Raw genomic sequence first — 18,053 nt, 5'->3', positions numbered from 1 at the left:
CCCTGAATTGCAGAGTTATTAAAAAACAGGTTTGAGACGGATATTATTCCATATATAAAGAACGGGGCAAGGTAAGGGTCGCGCGACGGGCGACGTGCAACTATTTCAGTTTTTGCCGGTTGTAGCGTCGTATCAGTGCATTGGTTGAGCTGTCATGCTTCAGCGGTAACTCGCTGATACTCTCCAGTTCCGGCATGATGCGCTTAGCCAACGCCTTGCCCAATTCGACGCCCCATTGGTCGAACGAGTCTATGTTCCAGATCGATCCCTGTGTAAAAACACTGTGTTCATAAAGGGCTACCAATGTGCCCAGCGCGTAAGGCGTGAGGCGCTCGATAAGGATGGTGCTGGTTGGACTGTTTCCTTCGAAGCTTCGGTGGGGACATAACCAATCCGGGACCCCCTCCGCTTTCACTTCGTCCGGGGTCTTTCCAAATGCCAGTGCTTCAGTCTGTGCGAACAGATTGGCCATGAGCATGTCGTGATGATTACCCAGCGGCTGCAAAGTCTGGCAAAAACCAATGAAGTCACACGGGATCAGGCGGGTGCCCTGGTGTATGAGTTGATAGAAAGAATGCTGGCCATTAGTGCCCGGTTCGCCCCAGACAATGGGCGATGTCTGGTAGTTAACGCGAGCGCCGTCGAGCGTAACGCTCTTGCCGTTGCTCTCCATTGCGAGTTGCTGCAGATAAGCCGGGAACCGCTTGAGGTATTGCTCATACGGCAGCACAGCAATTGTCTGCGCCTGGAAGAAATTGTTGTACCAGATGGCAAGCAGCCCCATGAGAGCGGGCAAGTTTTTCTCGATCGGGGTGGTGAGGAAGTGCTGATCCATGGCGTGAAAGCCTGCCAGCATGGCACGGAAATTCTCGGGCCCGATGGCGATCATCGTCGAGAGGCCGACTGCAGAATCCATCGAGTAGCGGCCACCTACCCAATCCCAAAAACCGAACATGTTGCCCGTATCGATACCGAACTTGGCCACTTCATCCGCGTTTGTCGAAACAGCGACGAAGTGCGTGGCCACCGCGCGCACGTCTTTTACCTTATCCAGAACCCATTCACGCGCCGAGTTGGCGTTCGCGAGCGTTTCTTTCGTAGTAAAAGTCTTCGAGCAGACGATGAATAACGTTTCTTCGGGATCGATATCCCTCGTGGCTTCTTTGAAATCCGTGCCGTCCACGTTGGATATGAAGCGAAAGTTCATGTCGCGCAAGCTGTAATAACGTAGCGCTTCATAGGCCATCACCGGACCAAGATCCGAGCCGCCTATGCCGATGTTGACAATATTGCGAATTCGTTTGCCGGTATATCCACGCCATTGCCCAGTGCGCAAACCGTCAGCGAAATCGCCCATTCGGTCCAGAACCGCCTGCACCTCGGGTACAACGTCAATGTCATTGACGCAAATTCGTTCGCCCTTCGGGGCGCGTAGGGCAATATGTAATGCGGGACGCTGCTCGGATAAATTAATTGGATCGCCCCTGAACATTGCGTCAATGCGACCACGCAAGTTGCATTCCTCGGCAAGCTGGACAAGTAGCCGGAGCGTTTCGTCGGTTATCCGATTCTTTGAATAGTCCAGATAAATTCCGGCGGCTTCGGCTGTAAATCGTTCGCCGCGGGTAGGATCATTCGCGAAAAGCTGGCGCAGATGCAGGGCTTTGATTGACTGATAGTGCACTTCCAGCGCTTTCCAGGCGGGACGCCCGGTCAGAGTCGGTGTCGCGAATGAAATCACGGTTGCGGCCCATCAGGTATTCTTTTTCTCTTGGTGAACCGCCACATCCACATGACATAGCCCGACAAGGCATAAAGTAAAAAGAGACAGAACAGCACAACCGGTGGATGACTCGGGATCAAAACGAAAAAAAACAGCGCCAGTAGCAAAACGGTGACGAATGGCACGGTTTTGCGTAAATTGATTTCCTTGCCGCTGTAATAGGGGATATTACTGACCATTGTGAGGCCCGCGAATAGGGTGATACACCAGGCGAGCCATCTGATATCCGTACCCGCTATGCCAAAGTCTAGCATTACCCAGACCAGTCCTGCAATCAGCGCAGCCGCGGCGGGGCTGGGCAGCCCCTGAAAAAAACGCTTATCGACGACCTCTATGTTAGTATTGAAACGCGCCAGGCGAAGCGCGGCACAGACGCAATAAATAAATGCTGCAATCCATCCCAGTTTGCCCATGCCTTTCAAGGCCCATTCGTATATGACCAGCGCGGGTGCAGCGCCGAATGACACCATGTCGGACAGGCTGTCGTACTCCGCTCCAAATTCACTTTGAGTATGAGTCAACCGGGCTACCCGCCCGTCCAGCCCATCCAGCACCATTGCAATGAAAATGGAGACCGCGGAATGTTCAAAACGGCCGTTCATCGCCTGCACGATGGCATAAAATCCCGCAAACAAGGCCGCAGTGGTAAACAGGTTGGGCAGTAAATAAATGCCGCGACGGCGCAGTTTGGATTTGAGTATGAGGCGTGAATGAGGATCATGCATCATGTGTGCAATCCCATAGGAGACTGATGCATGTTAGGCGCTTATGAGCCTTTGGTAAACAGTCGCTGCGCGGGACCCGAAATCGGGAGATTCCCAACGTTAAGCGCCCGGCTATCCGCATTACAACCAATCCGGCAGCTTTTCATGAGTTTCCCCCGAATTCGACAGCTAGGCGACAGCCGCTTTACTGACAGCTTCCGCTTTGCAAGCCTCAAGCAAAGCGGAAGCTGTCAAAAATCCGTATTGATCTACCCGTTGTTTCTTCGTTCCCTAGTTTTTTGCCTGATCAACGAGCTTGTTCTTATTGATCCATGGCATCATGCCGCGTAATTTCGCTCCAACCGTTTCAATCTGATGAGCTGACGCAAGGCGGCGGCTGGCTTTTAGCATGGGCGCTCCGGCACGATTTTCCAGAATGAATTCACGCGCATATTCACCCGTCTGAATTTCATGCAAAATCTTGCGCATTTCATCCCGGGTGGCATCGGTAACGATGCGTGGGCCGCGCGAAATGTCTCCGTACTCGGCGTTGTTGGAGATGGAGTAGCGCATATTGGCAATGCCGCCTTCGTAGATTAAATCGACGATCAGCTTCACCTCGTGAAGGCATTCAAAATAGGCCATCTCCGGCGCGTATCCTGCTTCAACCAGGGTTTCGAAGCCAGCCTGGATCAAAGCGGTAAGGCCTCCGCACAGCACGACCTGCTCGCCGAAGAGATCGGTTTCGGTCTCCTCGCGGAAATTGGTTTCTATTACTCCCCCGCGTGTGCCCCCGTTGGCTGCGGCATAGGATAGCGCCAGATCTCGCGCCCTGCCTGACTTGTCCTGATGCACGGCAATGAGTGACGGTACGCCGCCACCCTGTGTGTAGGTCGATCGCACCAGGTGGCCCGGACCTTTGGGAGCGATCATGATGACGTCGAGATCTTCTCTTGGCGAGACCTGGCCATAATGAATATTGAAGCCATGAGCAAACGCAAGCGTGGCGCCTTCCTTGAGATTGGGCTCGATTTCCGATGCGTAAACGGCGGCGATCTGCTCATCGGGCAACAGCACCATTACTACATCGGCCGCCTTCACGGCTTCCGCCACTTCTTTTACAGTAAGACCTGCCTTCTCCGCTTTGCTCCAGGAGGCTCCCCCTTTGCGCAAGCCGACCGTCACCGTTACGCCGGAATCGCTTAGATTATTGGCGTGGGCGTGGCCCTGCGAGCCGTAGCCCACAATAGTAACCTTCTTGTCTTTGATGAGCGCCAAGTCGGCATCTTTATCGTAATAAACGTTCATAGTTTCCTTTCTGCACAAAAATAGAAATACACCAGGGTCAGGCGATAGCGGAAATATTTCGCCATTCCGCAGAGCGCTGCTACACCTTCAATATCCTTTCACCACGACCGATGCCGGAGGCCCCCGTCCGCACGGTCTCCAGGATGGCGCCCCGTTCCATTGCCTCAAGAAATGCATCAAGCTTGGAACCGGTACCGGTCAGTTCGATCGTGTATGATTTATCAGTCACATCAATGATACGGCCACGAAAAATATCAGCCATGCGCTTTATCTCATCACGGTCCTTTCCTACCGCGCGCACCTTCATCAACATAAGTTCGCGTTCGATATGGTCGCCTTCGCTCAAATCCACCACTTTGACCACTTCAATGAGTTTGTTCAGTTGCTTGGTTATCTGCTCGACCACGTCATCCGATCCTGCGGTAACCAGCGTCATGCGAGACAGGGTCGGGTCTTCGGTGGCAGCGACGGTCAGCGATTCAATATTGTAGCCACGTGACGAGAACAGGCCGGCTACGCGAGACAGCGCGCCCGCTTCGTTTTCCATCAAAAGAGAAATGATATGTCGCATTGTTTATACCAGAATCATCTCGGAGAGACCTTTTCCACCGGGCACCATGGGGAAAACGTTCTCGGTCTGGTCCGTTATGAAATCCATGAATACCAACCGGTCCTTGAGTTTGAAGGCCTCTTGCAACGCGCTTTCCACGTCACCGGGTTGGTCGATCTGCATGCCTACATGGCCGTAGCTCTCCGCCAGTTTGACGAAATTGGGCAGCGCATCCATATAGGATTCAGCATAACGATTCCCATGGAAAAATTGTTGCCACTGCCGCACCATCCCCATGTAACGGTTGTTCAAATTAATGATCTTCAACGGCAGGTTGTACTGCTTGCAGGTGGACAGTTCCTGAATACACATCTGGATGCTGGCCTCGCCAGTGACACAAGCCACCATTTCCCCCGGATTGGCAAACTGCACGCCCATCGCTGCCGGAAGACCAAAACCCATGGTGCCCAAACCGCCGGAATTGATCCACCGCCTCGGCAGGTCGAACTTATAGAACTGGGCTGCCCACATTTGATGCTGGCCGACATCCGAAGTAATGAATGCGTTACCTCCGGTCACCTCGTATAGCTTTTCCACCACCATCTGCGGCTTGATAATCGAGCTTGCGCGGTCATACTTGAGGCAATCGCGTGCGCGCCATAAATCAATCTGCGTCCACCACGCATCAAGAGCAACCCGATCGGGCTTTTCCTTGCGCGCCCTGATTAATTTTATCAGCTCGTCCAGGACATCGGAGACGTTGCCGACAATGGGAATATCCACCTTCACCCGTTTTGAAATGGAGGAAGGATCGATATCTATGTGTATTATTTTTCGGTCTTCATTGGAAAAATGCTTGGGGTTGCCTATGACTCGATCATCAAAGCGGGCGCCCACCGCCACCAATACGTCGCAATGCTGCATCGCCATGTTGGCTTCGTAGGTGCCGTGCATGCCCAGCATGCCGACAAACTGCTTGTCGGTTGCCGGATAACCGCCCAATCCCATCAGTGTGTTGGTGCATGGGAACCCAAGCATTCGTACCAGATCGGTCAGTTGCGCCGCCGCGTCGCTCAGGATGACGCCGCCGCCCGCGTAGATCATCGGACGCTTGGCTTCCAGTATCAGCTGTACCGCTTTCCTGATTTGTCCGGCGTGCCCCCTGGTGACCGGGTTGTAGGAGCGCATGGTGACACTCGCGGGATAATCAAATTCTGTTTTCTGCTGGCTCACATCCTTTGGAATATCCACCAGCACCGGCCCCGGGCGGCCGGTGGAAGCAATATAGAACGCCTTTTTGATAGTGGCAGCCAGTTCAGTGATATCTTTAACCAGAAAATTATGTTTAACGCAGGGACGTGTGATGCCTACGGTATCCACTTCCTGAAATGCATCCAATCCGATAGCATGGGTTGGCACTTGCCCGCTGATGATGACCAGGGGAATCGAGTCCATATAGGCGGTGGCGATACCGGTTACGGCGTTCGTCACGCCGGGTCCGGATGTCACCAGCGCCACCCCTACCTTATTACTGGAGCGAGCGTAGCCATCCGCTGCATGCACCGCCGCTTGCTCGTGCCGCACCAGCACGTGCTTGACCTTGTCCTGCTTGAACAATTCGTCATAAATGAACAGCACGGCGCCGCCAGGGTAACCAAAAATATAGTCTACCCCTTCCTTTTGCAAGCAACGCACTGCAATCTCAGCGCCCGTCAATTCCGTGCTCATGCTTCCTTGAATTTCCAATGTTGAGTGACAGCAAAAAATATATGAATAAAAGCTGAACAGTAATGTTTAGGTGGTCTTTGGTCAACTGCTTTGATAAGGGGTCAGCGGGGACATGGCAGGTTGATAGCCGCGTATGCCCGGGAAGTCGATTTATCGAACAGATTGCCCCAATCAGTTGAGAACGAGGAGCACGGTAAATTCGGCGGACCGTAAATGGTGCAAGCCGAATCTAAGCGTTTTCCGGGTTAAAGAATCGATATCCGGAGCATTCAAGTGCATAACTATAGCCTGAATCTGCACGCTTCAGAAAAAAATTAAGCTCAGCTTTTCACGTTCCCGCCCTTTTCGTCGGTTTTTCGATAGGGACAAGCATGTTTAATACAATCCGCGTAAAGTGAAAGCGAGTGTTCATGTATGGCAAAGCCTCGATCTTTGGCAATTTTAATTTGACGCTTCTCGATTTCAGCGTCGTAAAATTCTTCCACTCTGCCGCATTGCAGGCAAACCAGATGGTCGTGGTGACTGTCGCTGGCAAGTTCAAACACTGCCTTGCCGCCTTCGAAGTGGTGGCGTTCGAGCAATCCTGCCTGCTCGAATTGGGTCAACACCCGGTATACGGTGGCAAGGCCGATGTCCTCCCCTTCTCCGATGAGGGTTCTGTAAACATCCTCGGCCGAGAGATGGCGTACCGCGCTGCTTTCAAACAAGCTGAGTATTCTAAGGCGGGGCAGCGTGGCCTTCAAGCCCATGGTTTTGAGATTGTTTGGCTTGCTCATAGCTATATTCATCCGTAAGGTTATTTGCTGTATCATATAACGTTGAGTTCGCTTTGGAAACCTACGTCGTCGCGATGCGCGCAAGAATACTCACGTTGGTCGGTTTGCTATTGCTCGCCGGATGTTCGTCTATTCCATCCTTGCTCTACAAAATCGAAATCCAGCAGGGTAATGTCATTACCCAGGAAATGGTGAACAAACTAAAGCCCGGCATGACTCGGTCGCAGGTACGCTTCGCGCTGGGTTCCCCCATGATTAGTGACGCTTTCCATGAAAACCGCTGGGATTATGTATATCGCCTTGAGCAGAAGGGCAAGCTGGTCGAGCAAAGACATCTGGCAGTTTTTTTTGAAGGCGATAAACTGGTGCGCACGAATGGCACTTTTACGCCTTCGCTTGCTTTTGTTCAGCCGCCGTCAGTCGAGCCTTCCATGCCGGGTGAGTCAACCAGGCCCATGGTAAAGGACGAAAGCAGCACTCAAATTACCAAGAAAGAGGGCGCTGATCAAATACCCGCCGATATCCCTGCGTCGAGTAGAGAGGAAGGCCTTTCTTACCCCGAGACTCATGCCGTGACCGATATTCCCGCTTCCAATAAAGAAGTATCCGGTGTTCCAGCTTCCAGCGATATCGCCGCCCAGCGCGAAACGCCGGCTGCCGCCAGTATGGCTGCCTCAAGTGGAATTCCATATGTGAGTGAGGCTTCAGGTTTGCCGGAGCCGGAAAAACGCGGCCCCAAGCTGGTGCCATCTCCATCGGCGGATTTGGGCAATAAGGAAGCAGACCTGCAGAAAGAATAGGATCACCTTGGGCGATCCGAAAAAGATATTGCTTGGATAAACCTGAATCCGGCAGCTGACCACTCATTTTTCAGCTCTTTTCAATTAAGCGCTATAACTAAAAAAGATTTCTCATGCTCCATGAGCTTCACCTTCCGGGGCGCGCTCGCTACAAGGGCGGATTTAGGATAAATGACGACATTGAATATTGCCATCGCTGGAAGCTCGGGCCGGATGGGGCGCGCTTTGCTCGAGGCTATCGCCCAAGCCCCGGACATGCAATTGAGCGCTGCACTGGAGCGTACCGGTAGCCCATTTCTCGGAAGGGATGCGGGGGAATTGGCGGGTGCGCCGTGCGGCGTTAATATTACCGATGATGTTGCTTCCGGGTTGCGGGCAACCGATGTACTGATTGATTTCACCCGGCCTGAAGGAACGCTCGCGCATCTGGCGGCGTGCCGTGCGGCAGGGGTGAAAATGGTAATCGGCACAACCGGTTTTTCGACCCAACAAAAAGAAGAGCTCAAGGCTGCATCAAAAGACATATCAATGGTATTTGCTCCCAATATGAGCGTGGGTGTGAACGTTACCTTCAAATTGCTGGAAATGGCGGCCAAGGCATTAAACGTGAACACGGGTTACGACATAGAAATTATTGAGGCGCACCACCGGCACAAGGTTGATGCACCGTCCGGCACTGCGTTGCAGATGGGCGAGGTGATCGCGGGAGCGCTCGGCAAAGAGCTCTCCGAAATCGCAATTTACGCACGCGAAGGCAATACCGGAGAACGCGCGCCCGGCACCATTGGTTTTGCCACTGTGCGCGGCGGAGACATCGTCGGTGATCACATCGTGATGTTTGCAGGGACAGGCGAGCGCATCGAGATTTCACACAAGGCTGGCAGTCGCGCAACTTTCGCCGAGGGAGCGCTGCGTGCTGCGCGATTTCTTGCCGATAGGCAAAGCGGATTGTTCGATATGCAGGACGTGCTGGGATTGCGCGAGTAATCATGTATCAGGTATGCCGTTCACACCTCCGCGATCGGGGGTTACTGCCGGGGTTTCATTGAAGCAGGCAGCTTTTCGAAGTATAATCTCGCACTTATAAAATGGGACAATGGGAAGCTTGTCCCATTTTCATGTCTTGTCTCGTTCGCAGGAGTCTCCCGTGTCACAACGCCCGTATGCCGTTCTCGCACTCGCCGACGGCACAGTTTTCCGCGGCACATCTATCGGCCTCGAAGGCGTCAGTACGGGCGAAGTCGTATTCAACACTTCCATGACCGGCTATCAGGAAATACTTACTGATCCTTCCTATTGCCGGCAAATCATTACGTTGACTTATCCACACATCGGCAATACAGGTACTAATCCGGAGGACGCAGAATCCGGCTGTATCGATCGCGTATATGCCGCCGGCCTTGTGATCCGGGACCTTTCCCTCGTCTCAAGTAATTGGAGGCAGACCCAGACCTTACCGGAATACCTCAGGCAACATGGGGTAGTGGCGATTGCAGATATTGACACGCGCAAGCTTACGCGTATCTTGCGCGAAAAAGGTGCGCAGTCAGGCTGTATCATGGCAGGTTTTCCCGATGAGGCTGAAGCGCTGAAATGCGCTCGGGAATTTCCCGGACTGATGGGAATGGATCTGGCTAAAGTGGTGAGTTGCACTCAGCCTTACGAATGGAACGAAGGCGAATGGAGGTTGGGGTGCGATTACCAGGTCGATAAGAACCCTCGCTTTCATGTTGTCGCGGTGGATTTTGGTATTAAGCGCAACATGCTGCGCAAACTGGCGCACCGCCGCTGCAAGGTTACGGTATTTCCTGCTCAAACTACCGCTGACGAGATTCTGGCATTACGGCCCGACGGCGTATTTCTTTCCAATGGACCTGGCGATCCGGAGCCTTGCGATTATGCAATTGCCACAATCAGAAGATTACTTGAAGAAAAAGTACCCATTTTTGGTGTTTGCATGGGGCATCAACTGCTGGGGTTGGCAAGTGGGGCCAAAACCATAAAGATGAAATTCGGCCACCACGGCGCCAATCACCCTGTGAAGGATCTGGACAGCGGAACGGTAGCGATTACCAGCCAGAACCACGGCTTCGCGGTGGATATCGATACCCTGCCAAAGAATGCACGCATTACGCATCTGTCGTTATTTGATGGTAGCTTGCAGGGATTCGAACTGACCGGTCAGCGCGCATTCTGCTTTCAGGGACACCCTGAGGCGAGTCCGGGACCTCACGATCTGGATTATTTATTCGATAAATTTATCGGATTGATGGAAAGAAACGGTTGAAATACAAATATGAAAGGGACTCCGGAATAGGTCCGGCACGGGCGCTCACTGCATAGAATTCCCTGGCATCGCCAAAGGAAGAATGATGCGGCTGCGGCCTGCAATGCCCGTGTGATTATCCCGATTTTTCTGAACGTGCTTCTTACGGAATTTAGCCAGAATTTCCTGAAGCAGCGTACCGATATCACGCCAAAAATTTCACTGCATCCATGCCTAAACGTAACGACATAAAATCCATCCTCATTATCGGTGCGGGGCCCATTATTATCGGGCAGGCATGCGAGTTCGATTATTCCGGTACCCAGGCGTGCAAGGCGTTGCGGGAGGAAGGCTATCGTATCATCCTGGTAAATTCCAATCCCGCAACCATCATGACCGATCCGGAAATGGCGGACGCCACCTATATAGAGCCCATTATCTGGTCTATGGTGGAAAAAATTATTGCCATTGAGCGCCCGGATGCGCTATTGCCGACGATGGGCGGACAGACGGCGTTGAATTGTGCGCTCGACCTCGCCAAGAATGGCGTGCTTCAAAAATACGGCGTCGAGCTAATTGGCGCGTCGCGCGAGGCTATCGACAAGGCTGAGGATCGCGAGAAATTCAAACAGGCAATGACCCGTATCGGGTTGAGTTCGGCACGTTCCGCCATTGCCCATAGTCTGGAGGAAGCGCTGCAAGTACAGGCAATGGTGGGTTATCCAGCTATTATTCGGCCGTCATTTACCATGGGTGGCAGCGGCGGCGGTATTGCATACAACCGCGTGGAATTTCTGGATATCTGCGAACGCGGCCTGGAAGCTTCGCCTACGCGGGAATTGCTGATCGAGGAATCGGTCATCGGTTGGAAAGAATTCGAGATGGAGGTGATACGCGACAAGAAAGACAATTGCATCATCATCTGCGCCATTGAAAACCTCGATCCCATGGGAGTGCACACTGGGGACTCCATCACCGTAGCCCCGGCACAGACCCTGACAGACAGGGAATACCAGATCATGCGTAACGCATCAATAGCGGTGTTGCGCGAAATAGGGGTGGAAACAGGCGGTTCCAATGTACAGTTTGCTATCAACCCGCAGGACGGGCGCATGCTCGTAATCGAGATGAACCCTCGGGTATCGCGCTCCTCCGCGCTGGCTTCGAAAGCGACTGGATTTCCCATCGCCAAGGTGGCGGCCAAGCTCGCGGTAGGTTATACATTGGATGAACTCAGGAACGATATTTCTGGCGGGGCAATGCCGGCGTCATTCGAGCCATCCATAGATTATATCGTCACCAAAATACCGCGCTTCGCTTTCGAGAAATTTCCACAGGCCGATGATCGCCTCACCACACAGATGAAGTCGGTGGGCGAGGTGATGGCGATTGGACGAACTTTTCAGGAATCTCTTCAAAAGGCGTTGCGCGGGCTGGAGATCGGCGTAGACGGATTGGATGAGAAAACAGCAGATATCGAAACGATCGCGGCCGAACTGGCTGATCCGGGTCCGGATCGGATCTGGTACGTTGCCGATGCGTTTCGTTGCGGCATGGCTTTTGATGAAATTCAAGAGCATACGCATATCGATCCCTGGTTCCTGGTTCAGATCGAAGATCTGGTAAGGCAGGAGCAGTCCGTTGTCGGAAAATCTCTGGATACATTTGATTTGCATGCATTGCGTAAATTGAAACGCAGCGGTTTTTCAGATCGGCGCCTGGCGAAGCTGATGAATGCTACACAGGAGGCGGTCCGCGCACGGCGGCATCATCTCGGCCTGCGCCCGGTGTACAAACGGGTTGATACTTGCGCCGCCGAGTTCGCTACGCGTACTGCGTATATGTATTCCACTTACGAAGAGGAATGTGAAGCGCTGCCGAGCGACAGGAAAAAGATAATGGTACTGGGAGGTGGGCCCAACCGTATCGGCCAGGGTATCGAGTTCGATTACTGCTGTGTTCACGCAGCGCTGGCCTTAAGTGAGGATGGTTTCGAGACTATCATGGTCAACTGCAATCCGGAGACGGTTTCGACCGATTACGATACTTCGGATCGGCTTTATTTCGAGCCCGTGACTTTGGAGGACGTACTCGAAATCGTCGCGGTGGAGAGGCCGCTGGGTGTAATCGTGCAATATGGCGGGCAGACGCCGCTGAAGCTTGCACGCGATCTCGAGGCTAATGGCGTCCCGATTATCGGTACCAGCCCGGACATGATCGACTGTGCCGAAGATCGTGAGCGTTTTCAGAAAATGCTGCATCAGCTTGGGCTGAAACAACCGCCAAACCGCATCGCGAGAAATGCGGAAGCAGCGATTGCCGCTGCCAGCGAAATCGGTTATCCCCTGGTGGTTCGTCCCAGTTACGTATTGGGAGGGCGAGCCATGGAAATCATCCATGAGCAAGCGCATCTCGAACGGTATATGCACCAGGCGGTAAAGGTTTCGCACGACTCCCCCGTGCTGCTGGACCATTTTCTGAACGACGCCGTGGAAGTGGATGTGGATGCGATCTGCGATGGCGAAGCCGTGCTGATTGGGGGAATCATGGAACACATCGAGCAGGCCGGTGTGCATTCAGGGGATTCGGCATGTTCATTGCCGCCGTTCAACCTGCCAGCGCCAATCCAGGATGAGCTGCGTCGTCAGACTTCGGCAATGGCGCGCGCGCTCAAGGTTGTAGGATTGATGAATGTGCAATTTGCCATTCAGGGTAGTACCGTTTACGTACTCGAAGTAAATCCGAGAGCCTCTCGTACCGTCCCTTTCGTATCCAAAGCCACCGGATTGCAGTTGGCAAAAATTGCTGCGCGCTGTATGACGGGAATAACGCTTGCACGCCAGGGTGTAGTCAAGGAATTCATTCCCTACTATTATTCCGTAAAGGAAGCTGTCTTTCCTTTTATAAAATTTCCTGGCGTAGACACCATACTCGGACCCGAAATGAAGTCGACCGGCGAAGTGATGGGAGTGGGGCAAACGTTTGCCGAAGCGTTTGTGAAGTCGCAACTGGCCGCGGGAGTAAAACTTCCGCTCTCGGGTAAAGTCTTCATCAGCGTCCGCCAGGCGGACAAGCCCCGTGTGGTGGAAATCGCGCGCAATCTTGCACAACTGGGATTCACGCTTTATGCTACCCGTGGTACTGCAGCGGTCCTGAGCTTGGCCGGACTGGCCGTAACGCCGGTAAACAAGATGGCGGAAGGGCGTCCGCACATAGTGGACATGATCAAAAACGGTGAGATGTCTTTGATTATCAATACCGTGGAAGACAAGCGGAGCGCGATTCACGACTCTTACTCGATCCGTCATGCAGTGTTGCAGGCAAGGGTAACATATTACACTACGCTGGCAGGCGCACGCGCTGCCTGCATCGGCATGGCAAGTATGCAGGAGTTGCAGGCCTACAGTTTGCAAACACTCCACGGATTGCGAGGAGCGATGCCGGCATCCTTTCATGCAGATGGAGATGGGGATGTCCGGTTTGAGGCGCAGGGAACGGACTTGCCGCAAATTTAGCGAAATAGATCGGTCAACGAATCGAAAACAAAACAGGTGGTGATAAAAGTCTTATGAGCACAATTCCCTTAACAGTAGTCGGCGCCGGAAAACTGCGCGCCGAATTGCAAGAAATGAAAACCGTGCAGCGTCCCGCCGTTATCGCGGCGATTGCGGAAGCCCGCGCTCACGGTGATCTTTCCGAAAATGCGGAATACGAAGCCGCCAAGGAACGACAGGGTTTTATCGAGGGACGCATCGCCGAATTAGAGAGTAAGCTTTCCAATGCTCAGATCATCGATCCCGCTTTGCTCGATGCGGATGGCGCCTGTGTATTCGGCGCAACTATCGATTTGGAGGACATGGCCAACGCGACGACGGTAACTTATCAGATTGTCGGGGACGACGAAGCCGACATCAAGGAGGGAAAAATCTCCATCAGCTCCCCCATTTCTCGCGCGCTGATCGGCAAGTATCCCGGGGATGTGGCCGAAGTCATGGCGCCGGGTGGATTGCGGGAGTATGAGATTCTTGACGTGAGATATGTTTGAGCATCGCTATATCTATATCTTTCCGATAAGCTATGTGCAGTAACGTATCAGCTCGGGGCGCCGCCCGGTAAACCATGTCTGGCAGGTCTGGTCCGGCGTGACTTCTTGTCATTGCGACCAGGGGTAATGCCGGGCGAACTTATCTTTTCCGGCCTGGGACGATAGATTACCAATATCTTGCCGATATGCTGTATAGGGGCGGCTCCGAGGCGCTCGCAGATTTCAACCAGCAAGGCGTTTCTTGTTTCGCGCTCATCCCCGGACACTTTGACTTTGATCAGCTCGTGACTTTTGAGCCCCTGATCCAGCTCATGGATAACGCTTTCCGACAAACCTGCTCCGCCTATCCAGACAATTGGCTTGATGGCATGTGCAAGCGCCTTGAGTGCTCGCCGTCGCGCGAGTGCGAGTTCTAGCATAAGTTTTCCGAAAAGCATCCATTTTACGCGATGAAATCCTCCAAAACCAGCAAAGCCTGGATGAAAGAGCATGTGAATGATTTTTTTGTAAAGCAGGCAAAAAAAGAAGGTTACCGTTCACGTGCTGCCTATAAGCTGATCGAGATTGCCGAGCGTGATCATCTGCTTCGGCCAGGCATGACAGTGGTAGACCTTGGTGCGGCACCGGGTGGGTGGTCGCAGGTGGCAGCAGAAAAACTGGCTGGAAAAGGCAGGGTGATTGCGCTGGATCTGCTGGAAATGGCGGCTTTGCCCGGCGTCACATTCATTCAAGGCGATTTCACCGAAGCGTCCATTTTGGCGGAATTGAAAATACATCTCGGGAAATGTCCTCTTGACCTTGTAATCTCGGATATGTCACCTAATATAACGGGCATAGGAGTAACGGATCAAGCGCGCGGCATGTATCTGGCGGAGCTTGCTTTGGAGTTTTCCGTGGAGCGATTGAACTCTGATGGTAACTTTCTCGTCAAAGTATTTCAAGGTTCCGGTTTTGAGGAATTTTTACGCGCAATGCGTGCTGCATTCAGTCGGGTGATAACACGTAAACCTGAGGCATCCCGGGGTCGCAGCAGTGAAATCTATTTGCTGGGGATGGGGAAGCGGAAATGAGTACTTGAACCGAAAGCAAGTGATATGCAGGCGAGTTTACGAAACACCAAGTTTACGAAACACTATAAGAGCCATGGCGGGCATGCTGGCTATTATAAATCTCGAAATGGGTTTAGAATGAAGCATTCAAGGATTTTGACGGCGCAAGCCAAGGAGCTATCTTGAACAATCTCATTAAAAACATGGCCATCTGGCTTGTGATTGCTTTGGTGCTGATGACGGTGTTCAATCAGTTCAGCACCCGACAGGCGGCACAGGCGCCGATGGAATACTCGCAGTTCATCGACGAAGTGAAGCAGGGCAGGATTGCCAAGGTGACCATTGAAGGACGAACGCTGAAAGGCACCAAATCCGATGGTCGGCGTTTTACCACTTACACGCCTTCGGATCCCTGGATGGTAAGCGACCTGCTGAAGGCCGGCGTCATCATTGATGCCAAGCCGGAAGAAGAGCCTTCGCTGCTGATGAACATTTTCGTTTCATGGTTTCCGATGCTTCTACTGATAGGCGTATGGATTTTCTTTATGCGCCAAATGCAGGGTGGCGGCCGGGGTGGTGGTGCATTCTCTTTCGGAAAGAGCAAGGCACGCATGCTTGACGAGTCCACCAATCAGGTAACGTTTGCTGACGTGGCGGGTTGCGAGGAGGCCAAAGAGGAGGTTTTCGAGCTGGTCGAATTCTTGCGTGATCCCAGCAAGTTCCAGAAGTTGGGCGGGCGGATTCCCCGCGGTGTATTAATGGTGGGAAGTCCGGGTACGGGTAAAACTCTTCTGGCTCGTGCAATTGCGGGCGAGGCCAAAGTTCCGTTTTTCAGTATTTCCGGCTCTGATTTTGTGGAAATGTTCGTCGGTGTCGGTGCGGCAAGAGTGCGTGACATGTTCGAGCAAGCCAAGAAGCACGCACCCTGCATTATTTTCATCGATGAAATCGACGCGGTCGGCCGTCAACGCGGCGCGGGCCTCGGCGGCGGGAACGACGAGCGGGAACAAACATTGAATCAGCTGCTGGTCGAGATGGATGGCTTCGAGGGAACCGCCGGCGTTATTGTGATTGCAGCTACCAACCGGCCTGATGTGCTTGACCCGGCGCTATTACGTCCTGGCCGTTTCGACCGGCAGGTGACGGTACCGCTCCCCGACATTCGTGGCCGCGAGCAAATACTGCACGTACATATGCGCAAGGTACCGATCGCGCCCGATGTGCATGCGGAAATCATTGCGCGAGGTACGCCGGGGATGTCCGGTGCCGACCTGGCCAATCTGGTGAACGAGGCAGCACTGTTTGCGGCACGTAGCAATAAGCGACTTGTGGATATGGACGACTTCGAGCGTGCGAAGGACAAGATCTTCATGGGTGCGGAACGACGCTCCGTTGTGATGCCGGAGCGCGAACGGCGCAATACTGCCTATCACGAATCCGGACATGCGGTAGTGGCGCAGTTGCTGCCCAAAACCGATCCGGTGCACAAGGTTTCCATCATTCCGCGAGGACGTGCGCTAGGCGTGACGATGCAGTTACCGACGGAAGACCGTTTCAGCATGGATCGCGAGGAAATTCTGCAGAACATTGCAGTCTTGTTTGGTGGACGTATTGCCGAGGAAGTATTCATGGGGCAGATGACCACGGGCGCATCCAACGACTTTGAGCGTGCTACGGAAATGGCAAGGCGCATGGTCACGCAATGGGGCATGTCGGATTCCCTCGGTCCGATGGTGTATGGGGAGAATGAGGGAGAAGTTTTTCTCGGCCGCTCCGTTACCACCCACAAGAACGTCAGCGAAGCCACCATGCAGAAGGTGGACGTAGAAATTCGCCGTATCATTGATATGCAGTACACACTGGCGCGAGGGCTCATCGAGGAAAATCGCGACAAAATCGAGGTGATGGCCAAAGCCCTGCTGGAATGGGAAACCATAGACTCTGATCAGATCGGCGATATAATGGAAGGCCGTCCACCCCGGGCCCCGAAGCCTAGCAAATCCACGCCGACGCCGCCCAGGGACAATACGCCGCCGACGGCGCCAGCACCAACAGCGACGCCAGCTCAGGAAGTTTAAGCGTTGAAGGTATTTCCGAGCTGAACAAAATGAATTAGGCGGGCTCGTCCCGCCTTTTTCTTTTTCCAATTGACGGCTACACCGCCAAATTTCCGTGCCCCCATTCCCGCAATTTAACGCGCATCATCCTCGCGCCGCCCTCGTGATGGGGATCCTCAATGTAACGCCAGATTCCTTTTCTGACGGAGGTTTGTGCGGCTCGACCGAGCATGCGCTCCGCCATGCGGCACGCCTGATTGAACAGGGGGCGGACTGGCTGGACGTGGGCGGCGAGTCTACTCGTCCCGGCAGCACCTCCATCAGTGTGGAAGAAGAATTGCGCCGCGTCATTCCGGTAGTGGAGGCTTTGGCTGGCATGAATGTATCTGTTTCGGTCGATACATCCAAGCCGGAGGTTATGCGTGCGTCGATAAAGGCGGGCGCCACCATGATTAACGATGTCAATGCGCTACAGGCAGCAGGCGCGCTTGAAGCGGTTGCCGCCGGAGGCGTGGCAGCATGCCTCATGCACATGCGCGGCGCTCCGCAGAGCATGCAAATCAACCCTCGATACGATGATGTGGTGGCGGAAGTGAAAGTCTTTCTGCAGCAGCGCCTCAATGCGGCGCAAGCCGCAGGTATCCCGCGTGAGCGGTTGGTGATAGATCCTGGCTTTGGCTTTGGCAAAACCCACGACCATAATATCCAGTTGCTGCGCTACCTCGACCGCTTCACCGATCTTGATGTACCGGTAATGGTAGGATTGTCGCGCAAGGCAATGTTGGGGAAAATAACCGGCAACCAGGTGGATGACCGCGTTCACGCCAGTATTTCCGCCGCTTTGCTGGCAGTGGCGAGGGGTGCGGCAATTGTGCGGGTGCACGATGTGAAAGCAACCAGGGATGCGCTAGCGGTTTATAATATTATCGAACAACGACAATAAACTGCAGGGTGGCGCTTGCGCTGCCACTATAGTAACTATCCACG

15 protein-coding genes are annotated in these 18,053 nt (G+C 53.5%); 8 read left to right on the top strand and 7 right to left on the bottom strand.

Translation table 11 applies throughout. The features are described 5' to 3' along the window. Positions 1–100: 100 nt before the first annotated feature. From pgi to fur, 6 genes are all read right to left on the bottom strand, one after another. A complete protein-coding gene (pgi, locus tag BUA28_RS02790) occupies positions 101–1,741 on the bottom strand; it encodes a glucose-6-phosphate isomerase (protein ID WP_218587210.1) in 1,641 nt (546 codons plus the stop codon). Further along, on the bottom strand, positions 1,738–2,511 hold the full coding sequence (pssA, locus tag BUA28_RS02785; RefSeq protein ID WP_371915201.1) for a CDP-diacylglycerol--serine O-phosphatidyltransferase: 774 nt from the start codon (positions 2,509–2,511) through the stop codon (positions 1,738–1,740). Before pssA ends, pgi begins: the two co-directional genes overlap by 4 nt. Before the next feature lie 267 nt (positions 2,512–2,778). After that, positions 2,779–3,795, bottom strand: a complete 1,017-nt coding sequence (ilvC, locus tag BUA28_RS02780; RefSeq protein ID WP_072766587.1) for a ketol-acid reductoisomerase — start codon at positions 3,793–3,795, stop codon at positions 2,779–2,781. Positions 3,796–3,874: 79 nt separating this feature from the next. Then, entirely contained in the window at positions 3,875–4,366 is a 492-nt protein-coding gene (gene ilvN / locus BUA28_RS02775; RefSeq protein WP_072766586.1) for an acetolactate synthase small subunit, read from the bottom strand. Positions 4,367–4,369: 3 nt separating this feature from the next. After that, complete coding sequence (locus BUA28_RS02770) at positions 4,370–6,091, bottom strand: acetolactate synthase 3 catalytic subunit (RefSeq protein WP_256325418.1); 1,722 nt, start codon at positions 6,089–6,091, stop codon at positions 4,370–4,372. 302 nt (positions 6,092–6,393) lie between these two features. Next, entirely contained in the window at positions 6,394–6,849 is a 456-nt protein-coding gene (gene fur / locus BUA28_RS02765) for a ferric iron uptake transcriptional regulator (protein ID WP_072766584.1), read from the bottom strand. A gap of 53 nt (positions 6,850–6,902) precedes the next feature. Here fur and BUA28_RS02760 point away from each other — a divergent pair, with 53 nt between their 5' ends. From BUA28_RS02760 to greA, 5 genes are all read left to right on the top strand, one after another. Continuing rightward, positions 6,903–7,649 carry an outer membrane protein assembly factor BamE gene (locus BUA28_RS02760; RefSeq protein ID WP_256598211.1) on the top strand — a complete coding sequence of 249 codons (747 nt, stop codon included), beginning with the start codon at positions 6,903–6,905 and terminating at the stop codon, positions 7,647–7,649. Between the two features lie 171 nt (positions 7,650–7,820). Further along, positions 7,821–8,636, top strand: coding sequence for a 4-hydroxy-tetrahydrodipicolinate reductase (dapB, locus tag BUA28_RS02755; RefSeq protein ID WP_072766582.1), 816 nt, complete (start codon positions 7,821–7,823; stop codon positions 8,634–8,636). A gap of 160 nt (positions 8,637–8,796) precedes the next feature. After that, a complete protein-coding gene (gene carA, locus BUA28_RS02750) occupies positions 8,797–9,936 on the top strand; it encodes a glutamine-hydrolyzing carbamoyl-phosphate synthase small subunit (protein WP_072766581.1) in 1,140 nt (379 codons plus the stop codon). Positions 9,937–10,145: 209 nt separating this feature from the next. Next, complete coding sequence (gene carB / locus BUA28_RS02745) at positions 10,146–13,430, top strand: carbamoyl-phosphate synthase large subunit (protein WP_256598210.1); 3,285 nt, start codon at positions 10,146–10,148, stop codon at positions 13,428–13,430. Between the two features lie 53 nt (positions 13,431–13,483). Continuing rightward, entirely contained in the window at positions 13,484–13,960 is a 477-nt protein-coding gene (greA, locus tag BUA28_RS02740; protein WP_072766580.1) for a transcription elongation factor GreA, read from the top strand. Between the two features lie 47 nt (positions 13,961–14,007). On the opposite strand, the gene yhbY is transcribed toward greA, so the two are convergent. Continuing rightward, on the bottom strand, positions 14,008–14,379 hold the full coding sequence (yhbY, locus tag BUA28_RS02735) for a ribosome assembly RNA-binding protein YhbY (RefSeq protein WP_083569851.1): 372 nt from the start codon (positions 14,377–14,379) through the stop codon (positions 14,008–14,010). Between the two features lie 30 nt (positions 14,380–14,409). Here yhbY and BUA28_RS02730 point away from each other — a divergent pair, with 30 nt between their 5' ends. The 3 genes from BUA28_RS02730 to folP all read left to right on the top strand — a co-directional run bounded on the left by BUA28_RS02730 (position 14,410) and on the right by folP (position 18,009). Then, the gene (locus tag BUA28_RS02730) at positions 14,410–15,030 is read left to right on the top strand and encodes an RlmE family RNA methyltransferase (RefSeq protein WP_072766578.1); all 621 of its coding nucleotides are present in this window, start codon (positions 14,410–14,412) and stop codon (positions 15,028–15,030) included. A gap of 161 nt (positions 15,031–15,191) precedes the next feature. Beyond that, a complete protein-coding gene (ftsH, locus tag BUA28_RS02725) occupies positions 15,192–17,087 on the top strand; it encodes an ATP-dependent zinc metalloprotease FtsH (RefSeq protein ID WP_072766577.1) in 1,896 nt (631 codons plus the stop codon). Between the two features lie 145 nt (positions 17,088–17,232). Beyond that, a complete protein-coding gene (gene folP / locus BUA28_RS02720; RefSeq protein ID WP_072766576.1) occupies positions 17,233–18,009 on the top strand; it encodes a dihydropteroate synthase in 777 nt (258 codons plus the stop codon). Positions 18,010–18,053 lie beyond the last annotated feature (44 nt).

This window comes from Nitrosospira sp. Nsp11, from assembly GCF_900142705.1.
GTDB lineage: Bacteria > Pseudomonadota > Gammaproteobacteria > Burkholderiales > Nitrosomonadaceae > Nitrosospira.
Note: the sequence above shows the minus strand (reverse complement) of the source record. Positions and strands in the feature narration are given on the sequence as shown.